The sequence below is a fragment of the Natronospira sp. genome, assembly GCF_007134575.1.
Taxonomy (GTDB): Bacteria; Pseudomonadota; Gammaproteobacteria; order Natronospirales; family Natronospiraceae; genus Natronospira; species Natronospira elongata.
On sequence record NZ_SLKM01000233.1, the window covers coordinates 1 to 11,390 of the forward strand.

Annotated in this window: 11 protein-coding genes; 7 read left to right on the forward strand and 4 right to left on the reverse strand. The window is 62.4% G+C overall.

The window, feature by feature from the left end:
- Window positions 1–928: leukotriene A4 hydrolase C-terminal domain-containing protein (locus tag ACJWXQ_RS09210; protein WP_406672651.1), on the forward strand; the 928-nt coding region annotated here is incomplete at its 5' end.
- A 253-nt stretch (window positions 929–1,181) separates the two neighbouring features.
- Here ACJWXQ_RS09210 and ACJWXQ_RS09215 read toward each other — a convergent pair.
- The 3 genes from ACJWXQ_RS09215 to ACJWXQ_RS09225 all read right to left on the reverse strand — a co-directional run bounded on the left by ACJWXQ_RS09215 (window position 1,182) and on the right by ACJWXQ_RS09225 (window position 5,133).
- The gene (locus tag ACJWXQ_RS09215) at window positions 1,182–2,759 is read right to left on the reverse strand and encodes a bifunctional diguanylate cyclase/phosphodiesterase (protein ID WP_346052082.1); all 1,578 of its coding nucleotides are present in this window, start codon (window positions 2,757–2,759) and stop codon (window positions 1,182–1,184) included.
- A gap of 205 nt (window positions 2,760–2,964) precedes the next feature.
- A complete protein-coding gene (locus ACJWXQ_RS09220) occupies window positions 2,965–3,633 on the reverse strand; it encodes a VWA domain-containing protein (RefSeq protein WP_346052110.1) in 669 nt (222 codons plus the stop codon).
- Window positions 3,634–3,636: 3 nt separating this feature from the next.
- Window positions 3,637–5,133, reverse strand: coding sequence for a hypothetical protein (locus ACJWXQ_RS09225; protein WP_346052080.1), 1,497 nt, complete (start codon window positions 5,131–5,133; stop codon window positions 3,637–3,639).
- Between the two features lie 225 nt (window positions 5,134–5,358).
- Here ACJWXQ_RS09225 and ACJWXQ_RS09230 point away from each other — a divergent pair, with 225 nt between their 5' ends.
- Genes ACJWXQ_RS09230 through ACJWXQ_RS09240 form a run of 3 tightly spaced genes read left to right on the forward strand, consistent with a single transcriptional unit; the run spans window position 5,359 to window position 8,112 of the window.
- Window positions 5,359–6,165, forward strand: coding sequence for a response regulator transcription factor (locus ACJWXQ_RS09230; RefSeq protein ID WP_406672652.1), 807 nt, complete (start codon window positions 5,359–5,361; stop codon window positions 6,163–6,165).
- Window positions 6,162–7,868: an ATP-binding protein gene (locus ACJWXQ_RS09235; protein WP_406672653.1), complete on the forward strand. Its 1,707-nt coding sequence runs from the start codon at window positions 6,162–6,164 to the stop codon at window positions 7,866–7,868. Before ACJWXQ_RS09230 ends, ACJWXQ_RS09235 begins: the two co-directional genes overlap by 4 nt.
- Window positions 7,869–7,884: 16 nt before the next feature.
- Window positions 7,885–8,112, forward strand: a complete 228-nt coding sequence (locus ACJWXQ_RS09240; RefSeq protein ID WP_346052074.1) for a hypothetical protein — start codon at window positions 7,885–7,887, stop codon at window positions 8,110–8,112.
- Between the two features lie 82 nt (window positions 8,113–8,194).
- Here ACJWXQ_RS09240 and ACJWXQ_RS09245 read toward each other — a convergent pair whose 3' ends face one another.
- Window positions 8,195–8,545 carry an SdpI family protein gene (locus ACJWXQ_RS09245; protein ID WP_346052072.1) on the reverse strand — a complete coding sequence of 117 codons (351 nt, stop codon included), beginning with the start codon at window positions 8,543–8,545 and terminating at the stop codon, window positions 8,195–8,197.
- Between the two features lie 132 nt (window positions 8,546–8,677).
- Here ACJWXQ_RS09245 and ACJWXQ_RS09250 point away from each other — a divergent pair, with 132 nt between their 5' ends.
- From ACJWXQ_RS09250 to ACJWXQ_RS09260, 3 genes are all read left to right on the forward strand, one after another.
- Entirely contained in the window at window positions 8,678–9,283 is a 606-nt protein-coding gene (locus ACJWXQ_RS09250; protein WP_346052070.1) for a TetR/AcrR family transcriptional regulator, read from the forward strand.
- Between the two features lie 111 nt (window positions 9,284–9,394).
- Entirely contained in the window at window positions 9,395–10,495 is a 1,101-nt protein-coding gene (locus ACJWXQ_RS09255; RefSeq protein WP_406672654.1) for an efflux RND transporter periplasmic adaptor subunit, read from the forward strand.
- On the forward strand, window positions 10,492–11,376 hold the full coding sequence (locus tag ACJWXQ_RS09260; RefSeq protein ID WP_406672655.1) for an efflux RND transporter permease subunit: 885 nt from the start codon (window positions 10,492–10,494) through the stop codon (window positions 11,374–11,376). Before ACJWXQ_RS09255 ends, ACJWXQ_RS09260 begins: the two co-directional genes overlap by 4 nt.
- Window positions 11,377–11,390: the final 14 nt, after the last annotated feature.

An 11,390-nucleotide genomic window follows, 5' to 3' on the forward strand; every position in this document is an offset into this window, starting at 1 on the left:
CTGGGCCGGCAATCTGGTCAACAACGCCGCCTGGCGTGACCTGTGGCTGAATGAGGGCGTAACCGTCTACATGGAATACCGCAACATGGAAGACGTCTATGACCGGGAGCGGGCCGACATGCAGTCGGTGATCGGCTACCAGGGTTTGCAGTCGGCACTGGCAAGCCTGCCCCCGGAACGCCAGATACTGGCCATTGACCTCACCGGTCAGTCAGCGGATGAAGTCTTCAGCCTGATTCCCTATCAGAAGGGCCGGCTGTTCATCACCGAGATCGAGGAACGGTTTGGCCGCGAGAAGACCGACGACTTCCTGCGTGGCTATTTCCAGCGTTTCGCCTTCCAGGCCATCACCACCGAGCAGTTCCGCGACCATCTGCTGGAGAACCTGATCAAGGGTAATGAAGACATCATGTCGGTGGAACGGGTGGATGAGTGGATCTACGAGCCCGGCATGCCGGAGGGCTATCCGGAACCCCGCTCGAAAGCCTTTGAGCGGGTCGATGCCATGAAGGCCAAATGGCTGGACGACGAGATCGGCATCAGCGACCTCCGTAACGATGACTGGCATGCCCTGCAGTGGGTGTACTTCCTCAACAACCTGCCAGAGGAACTCTCCCGGGCCCGCATGGATGCCCTGGACGAGGCCTTCGACCTCACCCATTCGCCCAACTATGAAATCGCCGCCGCCTGGCTGGAGATCGCCATTCGCAATGACTATGGCCCGGCCATGGAACGGGTGCGCGAATTCCTGCTGGAAGTGGGCCGCATGAAGTTCCTGCGCCCCCTCTACAGCGCCCTGGTGGAAGCCGACCGGGAAAAAGCCGAGGCCATCTACGAAGAAGCCCGCCCCGGCTACCACCCCCTCGGCCGCGCCACCGTGGAAGCCCTGCTCTATCCCGAGGGAGAGAGCGACGACGAAGCCTACTGAACCGACTGGCTTCTAATGACGAAAACGGGGCCGGCTTCTGCCGGCCCCGTTTCTTTGAGAGACATATCTAGCTGAACAGTGCGATTGCGCTCACCGCCATTGCATTGATATGAGATCATGACGGGACTGAATTGATCAGAGGTTCCTTAGTAAATCGAAAAAATTCAACCATGAAGTAATGAGCCTGCCACCTGCTTACCTCAGGTGGCAGGCTCTTTTCTTTTACCTGGGAGCTACCGCTGGAAAAAAGCCCTCAATGAGAAGTCTTGGAAGCCTCACCATAGACAGGATACTCATGTTTCTTGACCAACAGCTCGCCAAAGTCGTCGGCGGGCATCGGGCGATCAAATAGATAGCCTTGAACACCCCGAAAGCCGAGCTGCTTGAGCCGCCTGGCCTCTTCGGGGGTCTCGACCCCTTCGGCAACCGTTCTCTTGCCGAGCCGACTGGTCATGTCGCGCATGGTCTGGACGAGAAGATCGTTTTCCACATCATCGGGTATACCACGGACAAAGGCACGATCTATCTTGATGTAGTCAAAGGGGAAGCGTTTGAGGTAGGCGAGACTGGAGTAACCGGTGCCAAAATCATCCATGGCCATGTCATGACCATGAGTCTTGAGTTCTCGAAGGCGAGAAATTATTACCTCCGGATCCCGCATGGCCATGCTTTCGGTCATTTCAAGAATCAAGCTGCCTGCCTGGCCGTTCGCTCGGTCCATCAACTGGGCACTGTAATCCAGGAAGTCCGGGGTCTCCAGCTGAATCCGGGATACATTCACACCGATTTGGAGGCCATCACTGTCTGGCCATTGATGCAGGCCCCGGATCGCTTCTTCCAAGACCCAGGCCCCCACATCATGAATGCCCCCATTGTGCTCCAGCATGGGAATGAAGTGCCCTGGAGAGACGAGGCCCAATCGAGGGTGCTCCCAGCGAATCAGGGCCTCCGCACCAAGGATGGCGCCCGTATCCAGGTCAACCACCGGCTGCATGAACAGGCGAAACTGCTTCTTCTCCAGGGCATGGTTAAGGGCATTCTCGATATTGAACAGTTGCCGCGCCTTCTCATCCGCCCGCTTGAAGAACACGATATCATTTCCAGGCTCAGCCGCCGAGACGGCCTTGTCCGCGGCCAGCACCAGCTCATCGACGGTTTGACCATCCCGGGGATAACAGGCGATGCCGGCGCAAACTCCGATCTGAACTGTCTCACCCGCCAATCTATATGGCCGATTCACCCGGCTCAGAATATCGCGCACAAGCTCTTCGGCAGCCTCGGGGGTGCAAGGCGGTGCCACCATGATCAGGAACTCATCCGATCCGGGACGGACCAGGGTGAGATCCGCCCGGCCCAGTCGCTGCAGGCGCCGTGCGATGCCCATGAGGATGGCATTGCCGGCACCTACCCCAAACGCATCATTGACACGATTGAGGCGGTCCACATCGAGCATGATGAAGGCGGCAGGCTCCCCCATGCACTCAGCGCGCGCCAATACGGCCGGCCCCAGATCACGGATGGCGGCCCGACCGGCCAGACCCGTCAATTCATCACGGGTGGCATTCACCGCCGCCCGATAGCCTCTCAACAAACCACGGGTGGCGCGGTGTACCAGGATGAACAGCAGGCTGGCTGTGACCAGCACGAAAAACCAGCCCTTCAGCGTCTGCGCCCAGGCCATGGTCGCTGAATCATCAATGATTCTTGCGAGCGCCTGATCGGAGAAGGCTATCCACAAGCCCGCCAGGAACGCATACAGGGTGGCAACTTGCAGCGCGCGCTTTGAGGGCGTGTCGCGGCGCAACCAGTGACCGGCTCTTGGCATACTCATGTCCTCCCATCCATTGGGTGTTCCCCCCATCCCTGGCAATGGAACCTGCCCTATCCCCTGGGCAGCTTATCCCGAAGTATAGTAGACATTACGCAAATTTCTGCCAATTGGCGGAGTTTTCCTAGCTGACTACTGCCGCATGAAACGAAACACCGCCGGGATGGAAACATCCCGGCGGTGTTGGGTGTGGGCAACGGAATGCCCACTAGCGCAGGACGGCCAGCTCCTGCAGGCGGGAGAGGTCGTTGGCGACACGCCAGGTGCCGCCGCTGTCCTCCACCCGGGCCTCCCACTGGGCCAGACGACGCTGATAGGCGCGGGGGTCGAAGTTATCGGTAGCGCGGCGGGTGACGTTGACCGCGACCACTTCCACCCCCTCCAGACCCAGGGGCATGTCCCGGTCCATGCCGGGCATGAGGTCCTCCTCCAGGTCCGAAACCATGAAGAGGGTCTTGCGTCCCGCCCCGCTTTCCCGGAGGAAATCACTTGCCAAAAGGACGCCGCCGGTGATGTCGCTGTGGGCGCTGGGCACGCTGAAACGCTCCATGAAGGCATCCAGTTCCGAACGCACGATGCGTTTTTGCTGGGTGGCCACGCTGGGACGGTGATCAAACTTCGTCCGGGCGATGTAGTTGCGCTCGGTGAAGCTGGAGTTGTCGATAAAGGCAATGGCGATGGAATCACCACTGGTCAACTGTCCCAGCACATAGTTGGTCAGATCCCTCGCCCGCTCCATCTCGGCGGCATAGTCACCATGGATGTCGATGAGAATGAAGACCGCCTGATTTCGGTTCTGTGCCTCGCCGCAGCCCGCCAGAGACAGAGCGGCGACCAGGGTTACAGCCATCGTCATTGATTGCAGGATTCGTTTCATCACTCATACCTCCCGCGGCTTGAGTCCAGGCTCGGTCTGGGCGCCCTTGCTCTTGCGACCGCCCTTGCCTGAATCCCGTTGTTGACGGCGGGCGCTGACCTGCTCCTTGACGCCATTGCTGCCCTGACGAATCAGGCGCTCGATACCCAGCGGCACCATCACGAACAGGTCATAAAGACTCACCATGACCTTGCTGGCGTGATTGGCGACACTGCCCACCGTGCGCACCACCAGGCGCAGCAGGCGCAACAAACCCAGGGCCACCAGACCCAGCACCGTGCGCATGGAGTTCATGAAGGCCTCCAGGGGGATGGCCACGAAGGCCAATGCGAATGGCAGGAAGAAGCCCAGCATCAACTGCGCCACCGAGGGAATCCAGCGAAACTGGGCCTCGGCCACCTCGGCCCCGGCCAGGGTCTGGGTCAGGGCTTCCCGGTCCTGGGCCAGCAGATCGCGCATATAGGCCAGTGAGGATTCGATGGCCGCGAAGATGAACAGGAGCGTGAAGGCGGCAATGGCCATGCGCTTGCGCATGCGATCATCCATGCGCCCGATCATGGGGAACAGGCGGGTGACCCTCAGCGATTCCAGCAGAAAGATCCCCATGGAAATCTCCAGCAGAATGATCACCAACGCGGCAATATCCGAGACCCGCACCGCGCCCACGTAGCTGGCGCCGCCCACCATCTCCGACATGGGCAGAGCAATCAGGTGAAAATTGATCAGGCCCCCAAAGGCGGCAATGATCAGCACGATGGTGGCGATGAAGAACTGGGTCAGGGACGAGGAAGCCAGGGCATGCACGGCCCGGTTCTCACCCTTGCGGATGCTCTCGTAGTTGGCCATGTGGCGATCAATGGCCCTGGACTGCTCTTCCAGGCTGGCCACCGACTTTTCCACTTTCGCCATGCTGGCATTGAGCTTGCGAAGTTCCGGCTGCATGGCATGCAGGATCCGGTGACGCTCGGCCACATTCTTCTGGTGGGCCTTGAGGGTTTCTCGGTGGGAGTTGGCCACCGTGGACCGGATGTTCTCCAGCACCTTGGCCACTGAAGGATCCGCCGTCTTGGGCAGGGCCTCAATGGTCTGGGTCACCTCGGCCCAGGCCGGCGGCAGGGGCGCCTCGGCGGTGGAGGCATGGTAATCGGCCTCCACTTTCTGCAATACATCGGAGAGCTTGCGGTGCAGATTGGGGTATTCCCCCAGGTCCCGCTCCACCACGGCATTGACCCGGGCGAACTCCCGTTCAATGGCCTTTTCGGTCTCTTCCCGGCCCTGGGCCAACAAGACATCCCGGTTGCGCTCGGATACCCGCTCCTCCAGCTGACGAATACTCTTCGCCGCCAGGCGCATGGCGCCATTCACTGCGCGCCCGGTATTGCGCAGCAGTTGATGGGCATGGGGCCGCCCGAAATACAGCAGCACCATGGCAATCACCAGCCAGACCCCCACCGACACTGCCGGCGAGTCTGACCAGACATACAAGATATCGGTCAACATAGTCGTCACCCCGTCTTTCCGGTTTCACACACGGCGGCTCCCGGTGGAACCGCTTCACCGACAGTCTCGGGGGCACTGGTGAAAAATCTGTGAACGGGTCCGTGTTAGCCCGGATTTCTCACCAGCCTCCTGCTGGCGGACCCCGATATGCCCGCGTCCTCGCCACGGAGCCTGCTGAGAAGTCCGTGCTAGACTCGAAGGCACCCTGATAACCCCGGATTGGTCATGGCGAGAATCTTCTGGGTGGAAGACAGGACCCACTGGGTGGACAAGTTCGGTCCGGTACTGGAGGCCGAGTCTTTTGACGAGGCGCCGACCGAGCTTGAAGTGTTCAAGTTCGCTGAGGCCGCCTGCCAGCACATCAAACGGGCTGATGACGCGGCACGGCCAGACGTGGCCCTGATCGACGCCCACATGAACGGCAATGACGCGGCCGGTTTTTCCGTCTCCCGGGCCCTGCAGCGCAAGTGGCCGGATGTGCCCCTGATCTTTCTTTCCGAGCACGCCGGCACCGGCATCGAACAAGAAGCCTTCGAAGGCACCGGGGCCCGGGATTTCATCGCCAAGCACCAACGCAATGTGGAATCGGTCCTGGTCTGGCGGATTCGCGCCGTGCTGAGGGAGGCGGGCATGCGACAGACCGTGCCCCGCCAGGCGGGCGAGCGCCTGGAAAGCGGGGATCTGGCCATCGATACGGTGAGCTGGGAAGTCTACTGGCGGGGCACCAAGCTCATGAACCCGACCAACCCCAAGCGCCCGCTTGCGCCCATGCCCAGAAAGATTTTGCGCTTTCTGGTCGAGGCTTCGCCCCGGCCCCTGCCCACGGCCGTGATGGCGGACAAGCTGGATGTGGACAGCGAGCGTTTTTCCTATGCCAGCTACCGCCAACATATCCGCACCCTGCGTCTGGCCTTCGACCAGGCCATGGGGGGCCAAGGTGCGTTTCTCGATATCTGCAAGGCGGGCGAAGGGATCGTGACCTTCGGTGATAAAGGGGCCTACTGCTGGAAAAAGGTCAGCCGCGCATCATGAGTGAGCACAAGCCACAGCCGGCTCGGCCCCATCCGGACACCCGCGCACCGCGGGTGCGTATCCGCTGGGCCCGCTTTCCCTGGCCCAGCGCCCTGGGGGCGCTGTTCACCGTGGCCTACTTCCTTTTCTATGCCAGCCCCGAACTGGTCGCCGGCTACGCCCTGCCCACGGACTGGTTTGGCGAGACCATGGCCCTGACCGTGGCGGGGATCTTTGCGCTGCTTCTGGTCTTTGATCTTCGCCGCTTTCAGCACCGCTTCGCCCTGCAGAAACAGGACGTGGCACGGCTCAACGAGCAACTGGATACCGCCTGGCAACGAATCCGGGAACTTCAGCTCAAGGCACACACCTATTCCGGTCACGCCGACAAGCTCAAGCTTTTCATCAGTGACAAGCTGCTCGAATACATCGAGTACGACGAGAAATTCCTGCATTTCAAAAGCATCGCCCGGGAAGTACGTCACAATGGGGTGATCAGTTTCGACAAGGTCCAAACCGCCCTTCAGCAGGCGGCCGAACAGGCCCGTCGGCAACAGGGGGAGACCAACACGGCCGGCAAGCAAGACACTGCAGGCCCGCAAGACCCGGCCGCCGACTACCAGGCCGCCCTGGATGCCATGCGTTATCTCTGGGACCTGCTCGATCTGTCCACCGCCGATAATCTTGCCCTGCATATCGGCAATCTCCTGTGCGAGTGCGAGGAACACTATTACCAGCAGGAACTGGACGCCGAGGCCGCCGACGTCCTGCCCTTTGAACCCACCTATGACCCACGCCTGGCCGCCTGGCGGGCAATGAGCCTGGTCCGGCCCGATCCACCCCCGCGACCCGAGGGCAACGAAGTCTATCGACTGGAGGACGGCGACTGGTACGTAGCGCTGGAGCCCGTCGGAGTGCTGTTGGGCAATGAGAACCATCTGGTGCTGTTGCTGGACAATCTTTTGAAAAACGCCCAGTACTTTTCCCGGAAACGACGGGGCAAGTCCGGCGCTCCGACGATCGCCTTTCAGCTCGAGGAGATTGACGACCAGGCCGTGTTCCGTGTCTATAACCGTGGCCCGCAGATCAGCGAAGACGACCACGCCCGGCTGTTCCAGCTTGGCTATTCCACCCGCCGCAGCCGCGAGCATCACGGTCGGGGCCTGGGCCTTTATTTCGTCAATGAGATCGTCAAGGGCTATGAGGGCCGTATCGAGGTCAACAACATCCATACCCCGGAGACCGAGTACGAACTGCGCCTTCACCTTGATAATGACGAGGTGCTGACGAAAGCGGTCACTGTTGAATGCAGCGAGGGTGGCCGGCCTCGTTGTTTGCCGCAGTCCGAATCAGAACAAGGAACGGAGGCGGAGACCGAGCCGGCTCCGAAGCAGCAATGGACCCTGCCGGCACCGATCCAGCGCATTGAGATCGCCGGCAGCCGGGACGGGGAAACCCAAGTGCTGGAAGGCTTCGAAAACCGGGGCAAGCAGACCCGCCAGGATCCACAACACCCCGACCGCCCCCACTGGTGGATCACTTACCAGGCCAAGCGCAAGCAGCCCACCCTCAGCTTCGAGCCCCTGGACCTCACCGGCGTCGAGTTCCGCATCCAGCTACCCACCGCCTACCACCGGCTGGAAAGCAGCCAGGCGGAAGTAGATGAGAACCTGGATGCGGAGATGGAACAGCTGGGTGAGCGCTTCAGTCGTCCCCTGGACTGAAGGAAGCTCCACTTGCATGCTCTATCAGCCGTCAGTCAGCGAACTGATCAGTAGCCTCGGCATGCTGTTCGATGCCATCCGCAAACGCCCGGCCAGCACAAGCATGGAAATAACGGCGGGGCAAGCCAACGAGCCTGGATTCGAGATGAACAAGGGCAAGGCAAGCTTCCTGCGGCTGATGAATACTGGCCTGTCCATAGCGGGCTTGCTGGTGATCGCCTATGGCATCTGGCCAATGGAATGACCCCAGGGCAACATTCCATTGCCCTGCACTCGGCACGTTCCAGACGCTGACACTTGCCCTGCCCGCGCGCCAGCAATCACCCTCAGGTGCGGTCCCTGTCTTCCTGCAGACGATTCAGATACCGAAATGAGCGAACAACGGCCACCAACAAGGTCACCGTGAGCAGGACAAGCCCGGCGAGCAGAATCACCGGCTCCGGAAGCCCATCGGCCAAGAGAAACAAGGCGAGCACACCCAGCAACTGGGCGATGGCGGCATACAGCATCTGCCAGCCGGCATAACGGTTCGCCGGATACCAGAGCGCCTCACTCGCCAGCGTTGCAGGGGTGCGAAAGCCATAGAGGCCGTTGGGCGGCACCCAGCCTCGAATCATGGGCAGCGACAGGGCCCCGATCAGGAGAGCACAGCCGAGCAGTACGATAATCGGAATCATGTCTGCTTCCTGTCCTGTTCCAAGGGTTGCGTAGGAGATTAATTCAGCGGTACGGCGTTCGCCAGCACCGGGGCACAGTCACACCCCCTCCCGCCAATTGACCGGTCGGCCAGTTAATGGCAGACTGCGCCCATGAATGAAGCGGTTCAGACAAGAGATCCGGAGCTGACGCGGGAGACGATCCTGGCGGCGGCCACGTCCCTGTTCGTCCGGGACGGGGTCTCGGCGGTGTCCACGAGTGCCATTGCCAAGGCCGCGGGGGTGACCAAGAGCCTGATTCACCACCATTTTGGCAGCAAGGCTGCGCTCTGGGAGGCGGTCAAGGAAACCGCCTTTACCCAGTATTTTCAGGAACAGATGACGATGCTGGAAGCGGCGGATACGCCGGACCCGACCCTGCTGAAGGACTCGGTTGAGGCCTATTTCCGCTTTCTCAAAGACCATCCCGAAGTGGTCAGGTTGTTTGCCTGGACCCATCTGGAGGGAGATGCCGAGTGCTCGGAGATGGATCAGGCCCTGGTGGGGCTGGGGGCCGAACGCATCCGCCAGGCCCAGGACGCCGGTTTCTTCCGCGCCGATGTGAATCCGACCCATGTGGTGGCGACATTCGTCATGACCTGCAGCCAATGGTTCGAGGCCAAATGCCATCACGGGCATTGGCCGGGCATGGGCTCGGACGAGGATTTTCTCGAGGACTTTCTGAAGCTGTTTCTGGAGGGGCTACTGCCCCGACAGTGAAAGGATACGGCGAGCGGTGGTTCGCGTTTTTTTGGGAGCGAACATTGACCGGTCGACCAGTTAATCACCGTGTCGAACAAGAGCGGGCCGAACCCGCTGGGGAGGTTTGCCATGTCGAATTGGGGGCTTTTTCGCTTGGGTGGCAGCGGCTTACTGCTGATGCTGGGCGCCTGGCTGGTCGCCTGCGACACTTCCGTCGACTCGGCAGCGGAAGCGACAACAGATAGCGCCCCGACGGTGCGAGTGGCCCAGATCCGTGAGGCACCGGGCCTGGAGTGGCAGCGGTTCCCCGGCGTGCTGCGGTCCGTGGACCGGGCCAGCCCGGCCTTTCTGCACCCGGGCAGCCTGGCCTCGCGCCGGGTGGCGGAAGGCGACCGGGTGACCCGGGGTGAGGTCCTGGCCAGCCTGCACAACCCGGCGCTGGCGCCTGCGGCGGCCGCGGCCCGGGGCCGGGTCGAGGAAGTGGCCGCCGAGATCGCTCAGTTGGAGCGGGATCTGTCGCGGGCCCAGGCGCTGCTGGAGCGGGAGCTGATTTCCGAGGAGCGGGTGGACCAGCTTGAGTCCCGTCTGGCCGCAACGCGGGAAGCGCGGGGCCAAGCCGAGGCGGCCCTCGCCGAGGCCCAGGCCCAGGAAGCCGAGCTGCAATTGCGCGCGCCCTTCGACGGGCGGGTGGTGGCGGTGTTGGCCGAACCGGGAGATTTCCTGGCAGCCGGTCAGCCGGTCATGCGCCTGGCCGGTGTGGACGGTCTGGAGGTGGAGATTCGACTGCCCGCCGCCCTGCTGGACTGGCTGGAGCGGGACGAGGCGGTGCGCCTGAGTCGGCCGCTGCAGGGCGGCGAGTTTGAAGGCCGTCTGCGCCGCATCGGCGATGGCAGCCAGGATATGACCACCGCCGTGGTCGCGACGGATGAGCCGAGTTTGGCAGCCGGTCAGGTGGTGCAGGTTCATCTTGGCCGGCGCCCGGCCGGTGGCCTGGAACTGCCCCTGCCGGCGGTGGTGGATCCCGGCGGCCATGCCCCCTATGTCTGGCGACTGGTCGAAGATGGCGAGCAGTTGTCGGTGGAACCGGTCCGGATCCGCCCCGGGCGGCTCCGCGGTGACTGGATTGGCATCGACCCCGCCGACGCGGCCGGCCTGGCGGTTGGCGACAGGGTCGTGGTGGCCGGTCAGAACCGCCTGGTGGAAGGCGGCACGGTCAGGGTGCTGCCGTGAGTGGCCTCAAGGAAAACGCCCGCCGGGGGCTGTTGGCCCTGCTGGGCCAGCGCCGGCTGATCATGACCCTGGTGGTGATGCTGGCGGTGCTGGGCTTGCTCGCCTGGAATGAAATGAATCGCCAGGAAGACCCCTTCTTTCCCTATCGCTATGGCGATATTCAGATTCCCTGGCCGGGCGCCGATCCGGAGCAGGTGGAACGGCTGATTCTCAACCCCCTCGAGGAGGAGCTGGCCCAGGTCCCGGACCTGGGGGAGATCATCGGCACCGCCCGGCTGGGCTTTGCCCATGTGATGATCGGCATGCAGGAGCATGTCTATGACACCGACGCGGTCTGGGACCGGATCCGGGTGGCGGTGGCCCGGGCTGAGCGGGAGTTTCCAGACGGTGCCCAGCCGGCGCGGGTGGATGACCGGCAGATGGATGCCCACGGCATCGTCCTGGCGGTGACCGGCAGCGATGATCTGATCGAGCTGCGCCAGGCCGCGAAGCGGCTCAAGCGGGATCTTTATCGAATCAAGGACATCTCGCGCGTGGAGCTGATCGGCGATCCCGGCCAGAACATCGTGGTCACCTGGGATGATGCGGTGGCCGAACAGACCGGCCTGGACGCCGCTGCCCTCGGGCAGCAGATCGCGGCCCGCAATCAGACTCTGCCCGCCGGCAGCCTGCGGGTGGCCGGACGGTCGGTGGTGCTGGATCCGGAAAGCGAATTCACGTCCCTCGAGAGCCTGCGGGCCACCCCGGTAGTCACGGCTGCGGGTGATCGCGTCCCTCTGGGTGAACTGGCTGATGTGCGCCTGGCACCGGAATCCCCCCTCCAACCCCCCAAAAAACCGGCGCCGCCTGGCGCCGCCTGGCGCCGCCTGGCGTTTTCGTAGGTGCCTGGCAACAA